The organism is Pseudoalteromonas sp. XMcav11-Q, assembly GCF_040104525.1.
GTDB lineage: Bacteria > Pseudomonadota > Gammaproteobacteria > Enterobacterales > Alteromonadaceae > Pseudoalteromonas.
Genome location: NZ_JBECOX010000005.1, coordinates 37,910 through 59,038, shown reverse-complemented (window position 1 = coordinate 59,038; position 21,129 = coordinate 37,910). Strand labels below are relative to the sequence as shown.

Below are 21,129 nucleotides of genomic sequence, written 5' to 3'. Positions count from 1 at the left end.
GCATTTTCATCTTTTATGCTGTGTGATACCAATTGGCCTTAATACTTGCTCAATTTGAAGGAGTAAATCTGACGCTAACGGCGTTAAAAATTTCTTATTTAGAGTAACTAAATAGCAAAATTTTTGCCTGGTTATCGACAAGATTTTCTCGCCTCAAAGTAGACCACTTAATTAAGCAAATTGGTATTGAGAGATTAAGGTGTCGCGTTTTACCAGTTGCGCCCATGTCGCCCAGCAAATTAATGCGGTCTTTCTCTTGGCGTTACATTTGGTATTACTTTATAGCGAATGTGACGTGATTGAAAAGTTTAAATTTATCAACAGGTGAATATAAAGGATTTAGCATGTTAAAGACTTCTTTTAGTAAATTGACTTTAGTTTTGGCTATCACTACCGCACTGAGTGCATGCGGTGGCGGTTCAAGTTCTACAACACCGGTAAATAACGGTGACAGTAGCAATGGTGACAACAGCAATAACGGAGATAACACAGATACACCCACGGCACTAGACAGTCACACCGTGACAGTACCTGGTTACCAAAGTGTACGCGTATTTATGGATGTAAATGGCGACTTAGCGATGCAGGCTGATGAGCCGAGTGGTTTAACGGCAGAAAACGGTAAAGTCACGCTAGATGTTAAAGATATAGACGACGAACAAAACTATCTGCTCGTCGCTAACTTTGTACCGGGGGTCACTAAGCGGGCTGATGGTCAGCCTGCGGTTCAATCTGCTCAGCAACTTATCGCGCCGCCACTGGCCAGTGTGATTTCGCCCTTGTCTCATTATGTTGCAGATAAGCTTAAGAGCGGTGGGGAGTTGGCTGATGCCGTCGCGGCTGCGGCGAGTGATATTGGGTTGAGCCAATTAGATATCGCTAAAGATTATATCGCTCAGTCAGACGAGGCGCTAATGGCTATCTCAACGGCATTTCAAAAGGTGTATTTTAGCGACCTTGCAGCGACTGAAAAACCACTCGCCGCCAAGCAAGTGGCTGCGCTTATTAAGGCATGGAAAGACGCACAAAACCCGCTCGATTGGAATGCTCTTGAAGTGGTATATCAAAACGAACAATGGCAAATCGCACCGACCAATCCTGGCGATATTGCCGCAGATAAGCTAAGCCATTGGGGCGAGCTACCAAAACCGGTGGATGGCAATAGGCCAACATATCTATGGAAAAACGACAGCAAAGACACCTTTGTTATATTAGCCAGTGCAGCAGTCACGGAAGCGCCATTGGCCTACACTTTTGACCCAGCGCTTGGCGAAAATGCGCTGGTAAAAAGTGATGCTTTAACTGAGCATCTTAACCAGTTTAAAGAGAGTACACAGTTAGGTGAACGTTTGCGGGTACACCGAAGTGAGTCAAACCGAGCTGGTGGGATAGTGACCGTAAAAACCCATGTAAAAACCATTGAGCTTGATGGTGAGGCACCTAATTATCAACATATTGAAAAGCAATATCAGTTTGATCAAGCGCTCAATTATAAAGGGGTCGAAGGGATCATTCAGTCTATTGAGGTGATACAACCTTGGCTTGAATCACCTTGGGCGTTAGTGCATGTTGCTCACGATAGTGATGGTAATGGTATTTATATCGGTGGTTACGTACTTATGCGCATTGTTGAAGAGTCGCTTGTTGCTAACACCGGCTTAAATGAAGGGCAGTTTTATGAGTATATCAATCGCATGGAAGCTGAAGGTCATATAATTATTGGCTTGCCAAATGACCAGAGTGAAGAGCTTGATTGGTATGCGCTCTCGGAAGCAGGTGCCAAAGTAGTTGTGCAAGGCGACTATCCGATGAAAAACATGACGCTCAGAGGCACAGCGAAAGACAACAAGGGAAATCAAACCTGGTGTTTTGATTATAACGAGAGAACGTTATGCCGCTTTTATGACAAAAACAGCGACACCTGGCAGGCACCATTTTTACTTGAGCCGCAGTTTGGTAACTATACCTATCGCCAAGCCAATTACTTGAGCCTTGACTACAACCCTGCTGGCGTATTAGCGGTTGCCACTGAAGGTTATGATACCACTTCCATTGTTGGACAATACTATCCCGACTCAAATACGTGGTATTGGCAGGAAAAAGTTGGGTTTTACAACTTAAACGATGATGCACATGTACAGCTTGATAACGCAGGGAATTGGCTATTAAAACTAAGTGTTGGATTGGGTGCGCATCTCAATTTTATTGCACCGCAAAGTGAATATAAATCCATGTTAGAAGAAAGCGCACAAGGAGTAGGGCCATTGCTGCTTGACTCGGGCGCAGGGATTTACATTAATTATGAGCGTACCCGTGAGCAACAACAAGTCTATTTAGTGCACGGCGAGTAGTTGCGGTTTGTACCACACAAAAGCGGCGCACTCGCCACCGCTTTTGTGTGTTTGTAGGGGTGATAAACGCAGCGCCAACAAACGCTGGATATGTTGCCTTTTGTGTTTACGCTCCGCGCAACCAGTTGCGTAGTCTATCTTTAAGTTGGCCAAGGTCGTCTTCGCAGATCAGGCCAATTTCTAGTGCTTTGGCGCGCAGTCTTTCCGAGGTTCTAATGCCTTGGTAGCTCACCAGTAGGCCTCTTGCTTGTACGCCGCCAAATAGCTCGCTAAGGGAATCAAGTTTGTATATCACTTGGTTGCCTTCCCCTTTACTAAACTTTTTGGTTTTGCATTCAATGAGGTGAAGTTTATTGTTGGCGAGCGCCACAATGTCTAGCTCGTTATTGACATAGCCTTGCCCCACGCGACGTTTAATCGCAACGCCTTGGGCGACATCTTGTAAAATCGTGAGTTCTTTTTTTAGGCTGAGGAGGGTGGCGTAAACATATTCTTCTAGCCAGCCACCGTTGGCAAAAAAACGAGCGCCTTCATTAGCAAACTTTAATTTGTCGTCTTGCCTTGTGGCGACGTTAGCATCTTCTAAATCGTCAATGAGTGTTTGCAAACTTGGGCTATTCATTTGGCTGCGACTCAAAGGCTCACTGATAAGTGCATTATCTTCGCTGCTGGCAGCGAGGTAGTTGAGCTGGGCTAGAGCATGGCTAAAATCTGTTTGACTGGTTGCCCATTTGGCGCCGAGCTGGCGATAGCGAATATCAACGATCCCCTCATTTGCAATTTCGGTGATATCGCCGTCGATGAGGTTAAAAAAATCGCGTATCTTTAATTTATCGGCAAGGATGGTGTTGACTCGCTCTGTTGGTACAAGCCAGTGAAGTTCGTCGCGTTCGGGTTCAATGATAAAACATTCTATTGGATAGGCGCGGATCACCTCATACATCGCAAGTAAGTGTTGGCGGTCGCCGCAACTGGCATTAAACACAAATTGAGTATCTGGTTGTTCGCTAATTAGGGTATCAATGAGCTGGTGGAAGCTGTCGATTAAGGTGTCACTATCTCGGCTGGTAGGAATAAAGGCATGATGTACTTTTACCCCTCTTGGCCCCAACACTCTTTTAATATCTTCAAGGTTTTGTTGTTGTTGAGATTCTATTAAATAGAGTATTTCATCCGAGTCGATATTGTGGTCGAGTACAGGTGTAAGCGTGTTAATAAAGTTAGTGTCGATAAAACTAAGGTGTACGTGCTTTGTCATGACTGTCCGTAAAAGTTATGTCCTTCATGAAAGATGAAATTACCCTATAAAACGGCAAGTGTAAAACAGAGTAATACTTAGTTATGAATTTGCCGCCATTTGGCGTGAAATCCCAAAGTTTGTCTAAAGTTCTGCACTGTAAAGTCGATAAATCTAAGGAAAATAATAAGTTGTACTTTTAATGCACGGAATGATTTACATTCATTTATAATTTGTAGCAGTTCAGGCAATGTTAAGCTTAACAATTTGGCGAAGTTATGCTCAAATGAGTTCGCTGCATTAAAAATAACAACATAACAATAAGATCATGCATACTTTTCAGGGTTGATGAATGTCATTATTTCGTTTTGATGAGGATGAGGGCTATGTCTACTTGCTCTCTCATCCAGTGGAATCCGGATTTCCGGCGAGCTCGTCTCAATTGATAGAGATGATTGAGGAGTCGCCATATGCGGATTTTGAAATCATTCATGCCAATATAGGTCAATTATTCGCTGCTAGTGAGACGCCCGAGCAGGACTCGCTGATTGTGGCTCGCGCTATCGATGCGTCTATTTCTGTGCGTATTGAAGAAGGCAACATGCTTGCTGAAGCGAGAGTAACCACAGCCCGAGGCGGTAAGTTGGTTTGTATGAACAAAGCCAAACAAGCATTAAAGCAAGCTGGTATTAAAAAAGGTGTCAGTGGCAAAGCCCTCGATAATCTTCTCGGTCAGCAGTTAGAACTCCCTCCTGGACACACTTACAATGGTATTGTTGCGCATGGTCAACGAGCCAAAGATGGCAATGACGCACGGTTTGTGCGCCTGTGTATGACAGCGCAGGACAGAGTGCTCAGCCCGCAAGAATCGAGCGGCGGTAAAGTCGATATGCGCAACTTAGGTGCTATCATCACCGTAAAGCCGGGCAGCCCATTAATGAAAAAAGTCCCGCCAACTGAAGGCGAGCCGGGCTATACCGTGTTTGGTGACGTGATTGACCCTAAACCAGGCAAAGACGCGCCACTTGAGGTGTCAGAAGGCACCAAGCTCGATCCCAACGATAAGAACCTGCTTATTGCCGATTCAAAAGGCGTGCCTGTAGCCGTTCCTCGTGGCATGCGTGTTGACGATGTGCTGTGTTATGAAAACATTGATGTGACGACTGGGCATGTTGAGTTTGATGGCAGCGTGATTGTGAGCGGTGATATTAAAGATGGAATGCGTGTTAAGGCTTCGGGCGATATTACTGTTATTGGCTTTGTGGAATCGGCCATTCTTGAAAGTGGTAGCGCGGTCACGATAATGCTTGGCACCATTGGTCGTAAGCGCACCGAAGGCGAACCTTTTTCGTGCTCGATTAAAGCAAAGCGCAGTGTTTCGTTAGGCTATGCGCAGTACTGCCGAATTGAAAGCGAACAAGATATTCTCATTGAACGTCAAGCCTTGCATTGTGACTTGGCTTCCAAGCGTTTAATCAAAATCGGTAAAGGTGAAACCCCCAGAGGCAAGCTGATTGGCGGAAATGTATTGGATGCCATGCGTATTGAAACGGGTGAACTTGGAGCACCATCAGGCACAAGAACGCGTATTTCATTAGCCCAAGATTGGGATAGTTTGCACGATAAGCACCGCGAATTAGTGGAGCTGGAAAAGGTGTTGGCGTCCAAAGTCATCGATATTAAACAAGCTATGAATAAAGCACAGGCGTCGCCGCAATCGCAAAAACGAGATGCATATCTTGCCAAGCTGCAGCACAGCGAAATGCAAATCAACAAACACTACGGCCGTAATCAGCGTAACATCGGGTTAATACAGCAAAAAATACATCGATTAGCACGCTTGAGTCGAGTCACTGTTAATGAGCTGATGCACCCCGGAACTGAAGTGAAAATAGCGAAAGACACTAAACTGTTTTCACGAATTTACCCGCCTAATTTCGTTAAATTGCATGAAGGTAAGATCATGCAGCAGTTTACGACTGCCAAAACCGCAGAAATAGCTTAAAAACGAGCATTGATAAAAATGCCAGCTGGATTTGCTGGCATTTTTATTATTCGGTGTCGGTTGTTGAATCAGGTTCTGACTCGGCTTCAGGCTCTGGTAATGGCCAGCCACCTAATGCTTGCCACTTGTTGACTATGTAGCAAAAGAGCTCTGCGGTGCGCTCTGTGTCGTAAAGTGCACTGTGTGCTTGACTGTTATCGAACTCGATACCTGCTGCACGACATGCCTTTGCAAGCACCGTTTGCCCTAGAGCAAGCCCGGCAAGTGAAGTGGTGTCAAAGCTGACAAATGGGTGAAAAGGTGTGCGCTTTATCTTGTTACGCTCAATCGCTGCATTTAAAAAACCGTGATCAAAAGCGGCATTATGGGCAACGACAACGGAGCGCTGACAGCCCGCGGCTTTTTGGGCTTTACGCACGGCTTTGCAAATTTCTTTCAGCACTTCATCTTCTGCAACTGCGCCTCTAAGTGGTGAAAATGGATCAATGCCATTAAAGTCAATCGCAGCTTGCTCAATATTTGCGCCTTCAAAAGGCACAACATGAAAGTGTACTGTCTGATCTAAGCTTAATACCCCGTCATCGTCCATTTTTAACATACTGACGGCAATTTCTAGTAGGGCGTCAGTATCTTTATTAAAGCCAGCGGTTTCCACGTCGATAACTACAGGAAAGAAGCCGCGAAAGCGTTTTGAAAATAGCGTTTGCTCGGTATCAGACATAATCTTCTTGGTTTGTGAAATTTAGCGGCCTATTATACTGATACCTCGACAAGAAGCGAGCAGCTTGAGAGCGCTTAATATGGTACATTTATTGCTTAACTCTAAATAGCGCGAATTGGTAGAGATAAGCTCTAGTTTTTGGCGTGTTGAGCGCATGTAGATTAATGGTTGATGTTGTGAGGTGTGGGGTGATCAAGTTATATAAATCAGTAGGTTGGGTTGGTATATCGTTATGCGCCATTACCTTTAATAGCGAGGCTGCAATGCGGCAATACGCTGCCGAAGCTGATTCATCACATTGGAATGTTGACCAAAACAATCGCTTGAGTTGTGCGCTTAATCATGAAGTTCCGTATTACGGTGAAGCTATATTTTCAAGTAATGCCAGTAAAAATAAAGACTTAACCTTTAACCTTGATATGATGGTACGTCCTGAAAGTTACGATTTTGCAGGACTTGAATCGGTGCCACCGCTTTGGCGAGCCGGCAAACCGGCAAGAAGCATCGGGCAAATGAAATTACTGAAAAAATTTGACGGTGAACTTGAAAATGACGTCGCGTGGCAGTTGCTGACTGAGCTTGAAAAGGGCTACTTTCCCACTTTTTATTATAAAGATTGGCACAACGACGTAGATAAAATCTCAGTTTCTTTGTCGTCAGTAAACTTTAAACAGGCATATTGGGCGTTCTTACAATGTCGCGATAACTTGTTGCCATACAGCTTTGAAGACATCGCTTTTACGGTGATGAATTACAAGAAAAATTCCAGCGAACTGACAAAGTCGTCACGCAAACGCTTGGATATGATCGGCGAATATCTTAAAAATGACTCGAAAATTGAGCAAATTTATATTTCGGCCTATAGCGATAGTTATGGCGGCCGTGATACCAACCTGAGATTGTCAAAGAAACGTGCCGAGGCGATTAAATCATATATGGCGAGCTTAGGGGTTGAAGAGAATAAGATTATGACTGACGGCTTTGGCGAAAAACGCCATATTGATACCAACGACAATGCTATTGGTCGCGGTAAGAACCGTCGAGTCGTGATCCAAATTTCAAGACCTTGATGTTGGGGTTTTGGTTTTGTAGTGGGTTGTTGGTTAGTTGGGTTGTCGGCTTAAAAGCCGACCTACAAGCCGAGACACGGTGCTGATATCGGTTTTATTCTAATACCGTACTACATGACGCTTTTAATGCATTGGCATGGCTTAGCTGATTGTGATAGGTGATGGTAATGGGCTGTGCGGTGGTTATCTCATAAGCCAGTGCTAAATCTAATTCTACGCTTTTACTTTGCCCAGCATTTAGGGTCATAAATTCATTGGCTGTCGGCGCGAGTCGTTTCGCCATGGGTCCTTGATAATTAAGCGACTTACCATTTTGTGTTACCTCTAAAAATTGGCTCCACCAGCCTTCAAAAGGGGTATGCCAAATTAGAAACTTTTCATCATTATGGCCTGCGTTGGTAAAAGTGAAATTAATGGGGTAGGTCATACCTGAGTCGGAACCCTTACTCACACTGCATTGAATGTTACTTTGTGCATTCATCGTTGCCTCTGATTTTGTAGTTGGGGCGGTGTCGTTGCAAGCTTGGAGCAGCATAGCAGCGGTGATAATCATTAGGGGTTTCAACATACTGTTTTTGAGCCTGTTGCCACGCTCATTCCTTTTTTATTTTCAACGTAAATACTTTGCACTATGCTGAGTATTACAGTCGAATAACGAATCGCATACTCTCATGACCAAAAATAATAACAAAGAGTTCAATTCTTTTGCATCGTTTTACCCTTATTACCTCGCTGAGCACAAAAACAAAACCTGCCGTCGCTTGCATTTTATCGGCTCAACCTTAGTGCTTTTGATTTTGCTCTTTGCGCTGGTTTTTGCACATTGGTCTTTACTATGGTTGTTGCCAATCGCGGGTTATGGTTTTGCTTGGGTGGGGCATTTCTTTTTTGAAAAAAATAAGCCTGCGACATTTCAATATCCACTGTATAGCTTGATGGGTGACTGGGTCATGTACAAGGACATTATCCGTGGTAAAGTACCTTGGTAAAGGAGACTCAGTAGATAATAAAAATGAATGTAAAACAAAGTGTTATTGCTATGAGCTGTGCCGTTTTACTGGCTGGTTGCCAAAGTGTGTCAGCCACTGGCACACGCACGCTAGCAACTTTTAGTGTAGATAATACTCAGTGCTACGACCGCAAGGCGCAATCTAGTTATTTTGCCGTTGATTCTCATCACCATTTTCAGCCATTTCGGGGAGATGCGGTCCCATTTGATAAGCTCGTTACTTGGGCAGAGCGTGCGGGAGTGGTGTTTGTCAACGTTTATGGCATTGGTCAAACCTACGAGCGAAAGCCTGATTGCTTTGGTGAGCGTGGGTGCTACAGTCAGTTGATTTCACCCAGCATTCAAAATGACTTTAAAAATGCGAGCAATTATCTTAAATATGGCGCAGATAACGTGCATATTACCTTGTCTATGACCTTTGCTGACTTACACAAACCAGAGACTATTTTGCCAAAAATGGCACTACTTGAAGGCGAGTTTGGTGACTTATTTCGTTGGATGGGAGAAGTGAATTTAGTTAAAGCAGCGCATTTTGGTAATGGGCATCAAGCGGTAGAAAAAGAGACTATCGCCAAGTGGCAGCCATTTATGGCTGTGCTAAAAGAAAAGCGTATTCCGCTTGCTCTGCACGCTGACTTAGGCGATAACAACACGCCACTTAAATACTTACCTTTGCTTGAGGAAGTGTTAAAACGCTACCCAGAAAACGATATTATTTGGATGCACATGGGAGTATCAAAAGAGTTAAACCAAATTGACCCAGAGCTGCACATAAACACCATGGAGCGGTTATTCTCCCAATATAAAAACCTAAAGGCCGATCTGTCATGGCGGATTTTGTACGACTATTATTTTAGTGACCCGAAAATTCAGGGGCAGTATGTTGAATTTATTAATGCCCATGCTGAGCGTTTTTTGCCAGGCAGTGACTTCGTCGCTAGTAAAAATAAACGCTTTTTCGATTATTTAGAAGAAGTCGATATCAATAGCCGAATTCTCGCCGAACTTGATGACAATGCTTTTCGCCAGATCGCCTTAGGTCAAAACTACTTTTCGCTATTAGATTTACCTTATCGCGCGCCAGAGATTTGTATTACAGCGTCTCCTTGAGCATGGATAGCACATCGTTTACGTCTAGCTTCATCACTTTGTCGGTGTTTGCGAGCAATTGATCCGCGAGGTCTTTTTTATGGTGATGGAGCTCGACAATTTGCTCTTCAATCGTGCCTTTGGCAATTAAGCGATAAATAGTAACGGGGCGTGTTTGTCCCATTCTATGTGCGCGGTCTGACGCTTGCTCTTCAACCGCAGGATTCCACCAAGGATCCATGTGAATAACATAATCTGCCGCGGTAAGGTTCAAACCAGAGCCTCCGGCTTTGAGGCTAATTAAAAATACCTCGCCTTCACCTTTTTGAAAGGCATTCACGGCCTGCTGACGTGCTTTGCTTGGGGTGCTGCCATCTAAATATTGAAACCTGATCCCGCGTTTTTCCAAGCGAGCTTTGATAAGTTGCAAATGGCCTACAAACTGACTGAATATAAGTGCCTTGTGATTGTTCTCTTGCAGCTCGGTTAGAAGCTCATCCAATGCCGCTAATTTCGAGCTGGTTATCTGACTTTCTGCCATTAACAGTTTTGGATGACAACAGGCTTGGCGCAAGCGGGTTAGCGCTGCCAGCATTTTAAAGCGTTGTTCATTGGCACTGTCTTGCTGTGTTGACTGTGAAATTTCGTCAATGGCATTTTGGCGCAGCGCTTCGTAAAAGGTTTGTTCTTCTTGGCTCAATTGAATTGGTACATTGATCTCAGTGCGTGGTGGCAATTCAGTTAATACCTGATGCTTCATACGGCGCAGAATAAAAGGCTGGATCAGGTGTTTGAGGCCTTTACGGGCGCGGTGTGCTGCGAGCTTATCTTCATTGGCGTTTTCAATGGGAGCGGAAAACTTTTCGCTAAAGCGTTTGAGGTTACCGAGCAACCCTGGGTTTACAAAACGAAAGAGTGACCAAAGCTCGGTGAGGTTATTTTCTATTGGGGTCCCAGTGGTGATCAGCTTAAATTTGCCTCTGAGCGCGCACGCGGCTTGAGTACGTTTTGCTAAAGGATTTTTTAGCGCTTGGGCTTCATCGGCGACAATGGTTTCAAAAGCGATAGGCTTTAAGATATCAACTTCGCGCTGGAGTAGACCATAACTTAATATCACACAATCCAGTGGTTGCAAGTTGCTCAGCATCTCGGCTCTAGCATCAGAATGTGGATAGTCAGAAAAGAGTTTCACCGACAAGGTTGGAGCGAACTTTTGGATTTCTTGTTGCCAGTTGAAGCAGACCGATGTTGGCGCGATGACAAGCGTCGGGCCGACATTGGCACGGGCCAATATCATCGCCAGCGCTTGGATGGTTTTACCCAATCCCATATCATCGGCAAGGCACGCACCTGCACCCCAATGGGCAAGTCTCATTGCCCAGTCAAAGCCCGCCTGCTGGTAGTCGCGCAGCTCGGCTTGTAATGTTGAAGGAAGCGCTGGAGTTAATGCAACGGCTTGCTGCATTTTTTCGTTTTGCTCTTCCCAAGCCGGCAAGGTTTTCATCCGCATTCCTGTGGTGGCTTCAGCAATTAAAGGCGCGGCTAACGGGTGAAACTTTCCGCCCTCGGTCGCGTTATTGAGCTGGTCAAGTTGCGCTTTTAAGTCACTTGAAAGCGCGAGTACTTGCTCACCATCCAGCGCAATAAAGCGGCCATTGCTGGTGGCAACCATTTTTAGAAGCTGTTTAAGTTCGATAACTTGGTCATTATTTACTTGTAGCTCGCCGGTCATGTCGAACCATTCATTTTTCTTGCTCATGGCAAGTTGCAAATGTTGGCTTTCGAGCTTGCTACTGAGCTTAACCTTTTTGCCTTTAGGCCATCTGAGCTTGAGTGCCATAGGGCAAGGCTCTTGATTAATCACCAGCTCAAGTTCTTGCAGCACCTCTAGCGCTGCATCCATTTCGGCTAAACTTAAGCGATTATCCGTCATCTCCAAAAATAGCGGACAGTGCGTATCTAACTCATCCAATCTTTGCTGCTCAAGTAACAAGTTTCGGGTGGTGGATAAGCGCTTACCATCAATTTCGGCGCTGACAGTGGCAATACCGTGTCCTGGATGAAAAATCGGCCCTTTTTCGCCAAAGGGCATGACCACACAGTGAAAATCGAGGCCTTGATGATAAGGTTGAATGTTAATAACAAGCGCCGATTGCGCTTCGATACTATCCAGCCCAGTATCTATATCAGCTAAATCAGACTGTACATTAAGATAAGGTGCGATGGCTTTAATACTCGATAGCACCTTTTGTTTTGCACTGGTAGGCACGGTTAATCCAGACTCGCCGATAATCTCAGCGACCTGTATATGTGACTGGTTAAACACAATAAACTCGTAGTGATGCTCAGCTTGTTGAGTAAATGAGTAGGTTTGCGGTTGACCAAAATAGCTGGGTAAATTAGGAATAGAGAGTAGCAGATCGTCGCCATGTTGACGGATGTGTAACTCGGGAGATTTCTCGGCAATGGTAATGGCTTGTTTTAAGTCTTCTTCATGGTATAGGTTGGTGGCGCCGACTGCGGCTTTTAACGCTGGAATTCCAGCAAGGGTGTAGTCCGCACGACCATTGTAGCCATAACCTGACTGTGGTGCGATGGCGTCGATCAGCTTTTTATCAGATTGGCTGATATAACTAAATTGCTCAGGGTGTTGTTTCAGTTGTTTGCAGGAAATTGGCTTACCTTTTCCCCAGCCTGTTTTACCCCGCTTTTGCTCGCGTGCTAAAAACTCAATATCAAAGCGACCTTGCCTAATTTGCCAAATCAGGCGAAATTGTTCGTCAACTTCTTGGCTGGTATTTGCGTTCGGGTTGAGCGCAATAAGCTTGTCCAGTGCCAGATCCCACGCCGTCTTTTTGGCAACAAGGTGACTAACATTAAGCTCGGGATTAAACGCAAGCGGATATTGCTCACCGTGCATTGCCAGCATCAACTGCTTTGCAAGCCCAGCAAAAAGAGGTAAAGAGAGGCGCTCAAAAATTGCGATGCAGTCGTCGAGACTGGCAAGCGCTTTGGCATCTAAGCTCTGATTACACCAGAAGTGTGCAAAGCAGTCGAGCAAGCGACCTAAGGAATAGTCAAAAACATGAGATTTCTTCAGACTTGAATAATTTAAATGGGCGCTGCTGTAGGTACTGTTTTGCGACAAGCTCTCTGCGCAGTATAACAGCACGTTATTGGCAAAGAAGTTATTATAAGGCGCTTTGCTGTCTTGGCTTTCAAACTCAAGCTGTTGAGAGAGGGTGTCAAATAATGCGGCATCATGGCTATTGGCTTGCTGCAATAACGCCAACTTATGAAACAAACCCAGTGTTCTACCTAGGTACTGCTTTTTACGTTTGGTGATTTTGTCTTTGGCTTTTAATGCTTGTTCAAAACAAACGATAATATCGTCGTGTTGTTGTAAAAAAGCAATGCTTGCCATAATTTGTGCACTATAAGCGGTTTGGATATTGGCTACCAACGCCTGAGCCTTATCCAATTGCAGGGTATAGATTTGATACTCTGCTAATAAGCAGGTCAGTAGTGGGCTCTGTGTCTTGGCTTGAACCTGTATGAGTACTTCAAGTGCATAGCTAATGCTGTGACCACCTTGTAGTAAGGTATAGAGCAAAGTTGCAAAAGCTTGATATTGCAAGTCATCAGCAAGCGCCGAAAATCCTTCAACTGAAAAAGGATAAAAATACAGTGGTAATAGCACTTGATTGGTCTTATGACACACCGCCTGTGGGTCTTTCGCCAGTTCTAAATGATTGCGGGCTTTTGGTAGTTGGTTGATAAATAAAAAGTCTCGAATGAGTCGCTGTTCATCGGCAAATTGGCGTTCCCATTCATAAGCATTCAATACAGGGATAAACTCTTCAGCAGCGTTAAGGATTGCTAAAAACTGGCCGTCAGCCATGACTCGATGGCTTAAACTGGTCGCGAGTTTTAGATTTATTTGCACTCCATCTTCGTTAAAAGTCACTAACCCGTCTGAACGCCACTTCATAATTTGGCTATGACTTACACCTTGTTCAAAGTCATTTTCGGGGATGATATCTTTTGCCACGAGTGCTTGAACTAGGCGTTTGAGTTTGATTGCTGAAACTGGTTTATAGACGACCGCCAGCACACTCAACAGCGTTTGCTCGTGCACAGGTAGGTTATGCACTTGATTGATTAGCGCTGTGATTTCCTTGTTAATTGCTGGTGGAAAGTCAAAATTCATCGTTTGGTTATAGTATTCAATTTAAGACACTGAAAACTACCATAATTTAGTCTGAACTGCCATGAAGATAAACAAAGTCAAAGTTCATTTTTCGGTTATGGTGGTTCATTCAATACACTGAAAACTAGTACTATATTTAGTCTGAACTGCCATGAGGATAAGCAACAAGAAAGGGAGGTGAGGGAGGCGATGCCTCCCTTTTGGTTAGCCTAGCATGTTATACAGTAATGCAGAAACCGCTAGCAAGCCGACGAATAGTACAAAGTAAGTGCCAATGTGGCTTTTGTATTTTTGTAGTGCCGGTACTTTAAACACGGCAATGGTTGGCATGATAAACAAGATCATCGCAATAATCGGGCCTGAGATAGCCCCCATCATGTCCAAAATACTTGGGTTTAATACGGCGCACACCCAAATAGCAACAAACATAAATACCACGCCTAGCTTGTCAGCAAGCTTGTAGCTCATACTCGTTTGCTTGGTTGCAAGGCCGTTAAAGCTTTCGCGTGCACCAAGGAAGTGGCCTAGGAAAGACGAAGTAATCGCGATAAATGCCACAAGAGGGCCAAGCATTTCAATAAATGGATTGTTATACACGTTAGCTAAATAGGATAAAACAGAGACGTTCGCCGATTTTGCTTCTTCCATTTGCTCTGGTGTTAGAGAGAATACGCAGGAGAACACGAATAGCAAAACAAACACGATCAACATAATGGAGGTCGTACGAAGAATGGCTTCTGATTTTTGAACTGCCTCACTTTTGTAGTGACGACGCTGCACGTTAGCAAAGCTAGATATAGCGGCTGCATGGCTAAATGAAAATACTACGATAGGAACGGATAGCCAAAGCAACTCGGTTAAGCTCGCAACGTCAGGCGTGCTTATCACTGGCATTTGCCAGTTAGGCACTAAATAGAGTGACAAAAACAGTAATACCCCAACCAGCGGGTAAACCAAAATAGCAAAAGCACGCAGTAGCAGCTTTTCGCCGCCTAGCATAATGGCAATCATCCCGGCAACGAGCAAACCGGAGAGTAAAATACGAGATGGCGATTCAAAGCCAAGTTGATTGACAATAAAGCTGTCGACGGTATTGGTTAGGCCAACACCATAGATAAGCAAAATAGGAAAAATAGAGAAAAAGTAAAGTAAGGAAATTAAACGGCCAGCACCTGCGCCAAAGTGCTCTTCTACTACATCCGTAAAATCGGCATTTTTTTGCTTTGATGAAAGGACGAACCGGGCCAATCCTCGGTGTGCTAAATAGGTCATAGGGAAGGCAAGCACTGTCATGATAACGAGTGGCCAAAAACCACCAATACCTATGTTAATTGGCAAGAATAAGATACCTGCGCCGACCGCAGTGCCAAATAAACTTAATACCCAATGTGTGTCGTGTTGGGTCCAGCGCCCGTCGCTGATGGTATTCATCTCCATCATCGCTTCAGAGGAATTACTCATATACTTGTTGTCCTGGATTTAGAATTATAATCGGGCGCATCATATAAAAAATGACGAAGTGTTGCATGTATAAACCGTCTACTCCGAGGAGTTATGCGGTGAAATACGTTTGTTTGACTAAAACTTGCTCAAGGTGTGGTGGGTTCTTCACCGGTTATTGTAAATCTAAGTCTGCAAATGTTCTTAATTGTTACCACTGGCAATGAATTGCTAGCCGACTTATAAATAAATTTTTATTCTAGTTTGCAAAGAGAATTAAAATAACCAAGTGGAAAAGTATGTTCAAGCTAAACTCTCTATTGCTCGCTTCAACTTTGTTGGGAAGCTTCGCTGCTAATGCAACGATTGTCGAATTTCAAACTTCTCATGGTAGCTTTCAGGTCAATTTATTTGATGAAAGTACGCCTAAAACCGTGGAAAACTTTTTGAAATACGTAGATAACGGGCGTTATTCTGATACGGTAATTCACCGCGTTATTCCAGATTTTGTTGTGCAAGGTGGTGGCTTCAAATATGAAGGAGACGTGCCTCTTGATGCCATCGCTACTTACGATGCTGTAAAAAATGAACCTAAATGGTCTAACGTAAAAGGCACTATTGCAATGGCAAAGGTAGCAAATAGACCTGATAGTGCGACAAGCCAATGGTTCTTTAATTTGGTAGACAACAGTAAAAATTTGGACGTTGACAACGGTGGCTTCACAGTTTTTGGTCAAGTGACTGGTGATGGCATGGAAATATTAGAAGCGATAGCAAAAATTCCTCGTTGTGGTAATGTGCCATTAGTTAACTTCACTGATGAACAGTGTAAAGATAGCAATAGTGAGCCGGGGGCAGCTAACTTTGTAACCATAAACGCAATTACTGTGCTGGATGATGATCCCAAATCAGCTCAAGGCTTAAGCCCAAAAGCAAATACCTTGATTGATCAAGTGCCTGATAAGCCTTCAACTGACTCTGATTCATCTGGCGGTTCAATGTTTGCCGGCCTTATGTTGCTGGCTGGTATTTTCGGATTTAGACGTAGATTTCATAGGTAACCAAGTTACTTTGGTTGCAGATGCTAACGATAGCATCACAGTCCCTAGTTAACCTGATCTCAGGTTAATAACTTGGAAGCGCACTTCGGTGCGCTTATTTCTTTATTATTAAGTTATTCGTCTTCGCCAAACAGTGCAATCGCTTTTGTCGTCAAACTATACTGGTCACGGCCATCCACTTGGATAAGCCCTTCATTGAGGTGAGTGGTTACAACATCTTCGAGTAGTTGTTGATCTACGTATGGGAGTGAAAAAGTATGGTGATTGATATCGCACGATTCTGGAAAGCTTGCTTTCAGCTTAGACAGCAACATTATCGAATACATATTCTGTAAACGTTCCATAGCCGACCCTTTTATTATTCCAATTTTTGCGAGAACAATCCTAACAGCAAAATTGTGTGTTTGTCTATTTTTTGTGCTGGTTTGTGAGGGGGCAAAGATCCGCTGTGCTTGAGAAAATAAAAAGGGCCAATTTGGCCCTTTACTGTCTAATCTTATACGGCTTCAGCCGCTTTCTTCGCGAGGTATTCGTCGTACGTACCATGGAAGTCGGTGATCTTACCGTCTTTTATTTCCCAAATGCGCGTTGCAAGTGATGAGACAAATTGGCGGTCGTGCGATACGAAGAATAACGTACCTTCGTATTGTTCAAGTGCCAAGTTGAGAGACTCGATTGATTCCATATCCATGTGGTTCGTTGGTTCGTCCATTAGTAGGATATTTGGCTTATGCATCATGATTTTACCAAATAGCATACGGCCTTGTTCACCACCTGAGATCACCTTAACTGACTTTTTGATGTCGTTTTGAGAGAACAGCATACGGCCAAGGAAGCCGCGTACGACTTGCTCGTCATCGCCTGGCTGTTGCCACTGTTCCATCCATTGGAAAAGATCCAGATCTTTTTCAAATTCGTCAGCATGGTCTTGCGCATAGTAACCAATATTGGCGTTTTCTGACCATTTATACTCACCTGCTTGCGGCGCTTTACGACCTGCTAAGGTGTTGAGTAGTGTCGTTTTACCGGCACCATTTTCACCGATGATGGCAACTTTCTCGCCAACTTCAACAAGGCCATTTAGGTCAGAGAATAGGGTGTCGTCATAACCTTGTGATAGCGAGATAAGCTCAAGTGCGTTACGGAATAGCGGCTTTTCCTGCTCAAAGCGAATAAATGGATTTTGACGACTTGATGCTTTAACTTCTTCCAGTTGGATCTTGTCAATTTGCTTAGCACGAGATGTCGCTTGCTTCGCTTTTGAGGCGTTTGCAGAGAAGCGCGAAACGAACTGCTGTAGCTCAGCGATTTGCGCCTTTTTCTTAGCATTGTCTGACAACAGGCGCTCGCGAGCTTGCGTCGCAGCAAACATGTATTCATCATAATTACCTGAGTAAATACGCAGATCGCCATAGTCGATATCCGCCATGTGTGTACACACTGAGTTTAAGAAGTGGCGGTCGTGCGAGATGATGATCATAGTACAATCACGCTGATTCAATACGTCTTCCAACCACTTGATAGTATAGATATCCAAGTTGTTGGTTGGTTCGTCTAAGAGCATGATATCTGGCTCTGCAAATAATACCTGTGCAAGTAGTACACGCAGTTTCCAGCCAGGAGCAACTTCTGACATTAAGCCATAATGTTGCTCGGTTGGAATACCCACACCGAGGAGTAATTCACCCGCTTTTGCTTCTGCGGAATAGCCATCCATTTCAGCAAATTGCGTTTCAAGGTCGGCAACACGCATGCCGTCTTCTTCGCTCATTTCAGGTAATGAGTAAATGCGATCGCGCTCTTGCTTGATTTCCCACAGCTCTTTATGACCCATGATCACTGTGTCTACAACCGTATATTGCTCGTAGGCAAATTGATCCTGATTTAGCTTAGCGATGCGCTCGTTTGGATCGTAGTTTACGTTACCTGCACTTGGCTCTAGCTCTTTGCTTAGGATTTTCATAAAGGTGGATTTACCGCAGCCGTTAGCGCCTATTAGGCCGTAGCGGTTACCGTCACCAAACTTAACGGAAATATTCTCAAACAGTGGTTTTGCACCAAACTGCATAGTGATGTTGTTACACGAAAGCATAAATTTGACTCATTACTGACAATTGCGGCGATCCTATCATTTATGGGTGACAAATGATGTAAAAAGTTTGGCTAACTCACACATTACTTTTGCGGCTGATATAGCAAAGACCTAGGCGTTGAAAACTTATCGCCATAAGATGTTTTGTTTACGATTTTATTAAATTTTATTTACCAATTAGGTGGTTAAATGTTAGCCTGTTTTAATGCGAAAGGATGATATAGAAAACTAACTCTGGTGAACAAGGATGAAAATAGTTGAAGAAAAACATAATTGGTTGATTGACCAACAAATCGATGCGCTGGAAGTCTTACCACCCCATACCACAACCGCTCATTTACCGTCAGAAATTAGAACGCAACTAAAGCCTCATGCCAGTGATTGGATAGTATTGCAACAAAGACATAATTGGCGCCATGTTCAGCGTGACGAATTTACTCGTGTTTTTATAAAGACCAAAAAGGGCTTACAAAGTGTAAGGTCTGGCAGTGCTGCCGGTTCTAGAGAGCAGCTAATCATCGTTAAACGCAAGTCTTATTTCAAAGCAGAGATTAGAAACAATGCCTTTACAAGCAGTGGTGGGGTTGATCCTAATCAGCCCATTGGCGCAAGCCAATTAGACCCGTTAACACCGGTTGAACAGGTATTGGCCTCGATTAACGTCGATAAATCACCTGAGGTGGCTGAAAAGCGCATATTGGTGTCGCTGGAAGGGGAGTTGGCGGTGAGTTTTGTGATCCAAGGTGCTAATACTCCCACATTATCCAGAGCCTCTGAAGGGACAACACAAACGCCTTTGATATTCGGCAAGTTGAGTGAAGATGGTCGCTATAGTCTAAAAGCAAAAATCTTGGGTGTGCCGGAGCAGGTGCTTTTTAACAATGTGCCCTATGCAGACCTACTTGATATAGAAAAAGTAAAAGCACTTAAGATTGGCGCTGAGGGCGGAGTGCAGCTGATTAAACACAGAGTGTCAGGTGAGGGTAATGTACACCTATATTTTATTAGCGAGCCACCGAGTATCGGGATCTTCTTTGATGGTACAGGCAACAACAAGTACAACGATATTTTGGACCCATTTGATGATAAAGAGCCGACGAATATCGCTAAGCTCCATGAGTTGTATGAAATGGATGATAAATTTCATTTTAAACATTATGTCGAAGGCGTAGGCACTAAGGCAGGAGAAGATAATAGTACAATTGATTTAGCCGTTGCCTACTCATTTGATGAAAGGTTGATAGAAGTCATAGATGTAATCGAGACGTTCATTAAGAGTAAAAGCTCAATTAGTCTTTGTAGCACGGTATTACTTGATTGCTTTGGCTTTAGTCGAGGTGCTGCGGCAGCAAGAGCACTTACTAATTTAGTCAATAAAATGAGGGAGAACCAGGATGCTAGACTAGCCGATAAAGAAGTGGTATTTCGCTTTGTTGGGATTTTCGATACCGTAGCGTCTATTGGAGGGGATGGAGATAATGATCATGGTGAGCTGTATGCGAAAGATGAGTTAGACGATGCGGTTAGACTCGATCTTAATCAAGCCAGTGCAGGGGCTGTATATCACTTAACGGCTTGGGATGAGCGGCGTGATAAATTCCCACTAAGCTCATTAAAAAATAAGGATGGTAGTTTGTTTGCTAACCATAAGGAAGTCTACTTGCCAGGTGTTCATTCTGATATTGGAGGCGGGTATGCCCCTATCAGTATTGATATTGAGTATCCTTTAAAGCGCATTCGTGGTATTCCCGGAAATCCAGAGCATGAAGCAAAAGTGCAACAAGCGAAATTAGCAATTGAACATAAATATCAGTGGCCTGGCATTAATGTGGATATGGTCTACCGCTTTAAAAGGCTAAGGTATGGTGCTAGTCGCTCGGGAAGAGATAAGGATTTTTACACCACATACCGGCCTGTTTGGAGACGTAAAATAGATAATACCCTTGCCCATTATGGACTGCACCAAATGTATAACGAGGCGATTCAACATGGCGTTCCGCTAAAAGAAATGGCGCGTCTTCAAAGTATCTACCCTTATGAACTTAGCAACAAGGTCGCAACTTTGGTACCTAAAGCTCTTAAAGCTGGGCCAGCAAGCCAAGCTTGGCAGAAACTATACGAGCATTATATCCATATTAGTTCTAGGTATTCGGGATTTACAGATAAATTGGCTCACGGTGAGGAAACAAAAGCAAAGTACGTGACTGAAAATGGACAAAGGGAAATGTTTTACAATAATGCAAAAGCGCTACCGCAGGTACAAATTTGGAAAGCATTTAAAAATGGAAATAAATCAATTTGGAGAAAAGGATGAACAATAAGTTCTATACCGTTTTATTGGCAGCAATACTGCTTTGCAGTTGCTCTTCAAGTACAGAATTGGATAAGTTGCGGATTGGTGTATCTTCTTACGAAAATAGTGACCTTATGGTTAGATTAGTGTTTGATGATAAGTTTTCTCCACCAGCAGGCTCAATAGGTTGTTGTTGGGGTAATGCTAATGCAAATAGTACGTTTTGGGGAGCTGAAATCCCGCATAAAGTGAAAGCGCAGTGGTGGGATTATAAACAAGGAAGGCATTACAACGCTGAGTTCAGTGTACAACGTGATAAAGCATACAAAATCGCAAAAAACCTTCCTAGTATTACCTTCCACACGGGAGAGATAAAGGAAGAGCTTGTCCCTCAGATTATCTTTGGTTTTGGTGAAAAGGGTGAAGTAAAAATGTGGATTTCTAATGCACCGTTTGATGGCGTCGAAGGACGAATTTTAGAGGAAATTGGCTCGGCGCAAGCGACTTGGGAACCCTTTGAATTAACCGATGAGATGTTTAATTAGATAAGC

Annotated in this window: 15 protein-coding genes; 8 read left to right on the top strand and 7 right to left on the bottom strand. The window is 43.8% G+C overall.

What is annotated here, in order from left to right; genetic code table 11:
- Positions 1–344 precede the first annotated feature (344 nt).
- A complete protein-coding gene (locus tag ABMY45_RS09650; RefSeq protein WP_349288813.1) occupies positions 345–2,351 on the top strand; it encodes a hypothetical protein in 2,007 nt (668 codons plus the stop codon).
- Positions 2,352–2,457: 106 nt separating this feature from the next.
- On the opposite strand, the gene ABMY45_RS09645 is transcribed toward ABMY45_RS09650, so the two are convergent.
- The gene (locus ABMY45_RS09645) at positions 2,458–3,609 is read right to left on the bottom strand and encodes a DUF1887 family CARF protein (RefSeq protein ID WP_174170975.1); all 1,152 of its coding nucleotides are present in this window, start codon (positions 3,607–3,609) and stop codon (positions 2,458–2,460) included.
- 331 nt (positions 3,610–3,940) lie between these two features.
- Here ABMY45_RS09645 and ABMY45_RS09640 point away from each other — a divergent pair, with 331 nt between their 5' ends.
- On the top strand, positions 3,941–5,593 hold the full coding sequence (locus ABMY45_RS09640; RefSeq protein WP_010606466.1) for a FapA family protein: 1,653 nt from the start codon (positions 3,941–3,943) through the stop codon (positions 5,591–5,593).
- 46 nt (positions 5,594–5,639) lie between these two features.
- Here ABMY45_RS09640 and rnt read toward each other — a convergent pair whose 3' ends face one another.
- Positions 5,640–6,314 (bottom strand): ribonuclease T, encoded by a 675-nt coding sequence (gene rnt, locus ABMY45_RS09635; protein ID WP_349288812.1) that lies wholly within the window; start codon positions 6,312–6,314, stop codon positions 5,640–5,642.
- A 164-nt stretch (positions 6,315–6,478) separates the two neighbouring features.
- Here rnt and ABMY45_RS09630 point away from each other — a divergent pair, with 164 nt between their 5' ends.
- Entirely contained in the window at positions 6,479–7,384 is a 906-nt protein-coding gene (locus ABMY45_RS09630; protein WP_010606468.1) for an OmpA family protein, read from the top strand.
- A 94-nt stretch (positions 7,385–7,478) separates the two neighbouring features.
- Here the strand turns inward: ABMY45_RS09630 and ABMY45_RS09625 are convergent, their stop codons facing one another.
- Positions 7,479–7,937, bottom strand: coding sequence for a protease (locus tag ABMY45_RS09625; RefSeq protein ID WP_349288811.1), 459 nt, complete (start codon positions 7,935–7,937; stop codon positions 7,479–7,481).
- Positions 7,938–8,055: 118 nt separating this feature from the next.
- Between ABMY45_RS09625 and ABMY45_RS09620 the strand changes: the two genes are divergently transcribed.
- Positions 8,056–8,373: a DUF962 domain-containing protein gene (locus ABMY45_RS09620; protein WP_010606470.1), complete on the top strand. Its 318-nt coding sequence runs from the start codon at positions 8,056–8,058 to the stop codon at positions 8,371–8,373.
- Positions 8,374–8,396: 23 nt separating this feature from the next.
- Entirely contained in the window at positions 8,397–9,503 is a 1,107-nt protein-coding gene (locus ABMY45_RS09615) for an amidohydrolase family protein (RefSeq protein ID WP_349288810.1), read from the top strand.
- On the opposite strand, the gene ABMY45_RS09610 is transcribed toward ABMY45_RS09615, so the two are convergent.
- Both ABMY45_RS09610 and ABMY45_RS09605 read right to left on the bottom strand, forming a co-directional pair.
- Complete coding sequence (locus ABMY45_RS09610) at positions 9,487–13,692, bottom strand: DEAD/DEAH box helicase (protein ID WP_349288809.1); 4,206 nt, start codon at positions 13,690–13,692, stop codon at positions 9,487–9,489. The genes ABMY45_RS09615 and ABMY45_RS09610 overlap by 17 nt on opposite strands.
- 204 nt (positions 13,693–13,896) lie before the next feature.
- Positions 13,897–15,153 (bottom strand): aromatic amino acid transport family protein, encoded by a 1,257-nt coding sequence (locus ABMY45_RS09605; RefSeq protein ID WP_010606473.1) that lies wholly within the window; start codon positions 15,151–15,153, stop codon positions 13,897–13,899.
- A 278-nt stretch (positions 15,154–15,431) separates the two neighbouring features.
- Between ABMY45_RS09605 and ABMY45_RS09600 the strand changes: the two genes are divergently transcribed.
- Positions 15,432–16,193 carry a peptidylprolyl isomerase gene (locus ABMY45_RS09600; protein ID WP_174170970.1) on the top strand — a complete coding sequence of 254 codons (762 nt, stop codon included), beginning with the start codon at positions 15,432–15,434 and terminating at the stop codon, positions 16,191–16,193.
- 113 nt (positions 16,194–16,306) lie between these two features.
- On the opposite strand, the gene ABMY45_RS09595 is transcribed toward ABMY45_RS09600, so the two are convergent.
- Positions 16,307–16,537 (bottom strand): hypothetical protein, encoded by a 231-nt coding sequence (locus ABMY45_RS09595; protein WP_045965390.1) that lies wholly within the window; start codon positions 16,535–16,537, stop codon positions 16,307–16,309.
- Positions 16,538–16,689: 152 nt separating this feature from the next.
- Positions 16,690–18,285 (bottom strand): ABC-F family ATPase, encoded by a 1,596-nt coding sequence (locus ABMY45_RS09590; protein ID WP_010375453.1) that lies wholly within the window; start codon positions 18,283–18,285, stop codon positions 16,690–16,692.
- A gap of 247 nt (positions 18,286–18,532) precedes the next feature.
- Here ABMY45_RS09590 and ABMY45_RS09585 point away from each other — a divergent pair, with 247 nt between their 5' ends.
- Together ABMY45_RS09585 and ABMY45_RS09580 are read left to right on the top strand one after the other, a co-directional pair.
- Positions 18,533–20,599 (top strand): DUF2235 domain-containing protein, encoded by a 2,067-nt coding sequence (locus tag ABMY45_RS09585; protein ID WP_349288808.1) that lies wholly within the window; start codon positions 18,533–18,535, stop codon positions 20,597–20,599.
- Entirely contained in the window at positions 20,596–21,123 is a 528-nt protein-coding gene (locus ABMY45_RS09580) for a hypothetical protein (RefSeq protein ID WP_349288807.1), read from the top strand. The genes ABMY45_RS09585 and ABMY45_RS09580 overlap by 4 nt, the downstream gene beginning before the upstream one ends.
- The last annotated feature ends 6 nt before the right edge of the window (positions 21,124–21,129 follow it).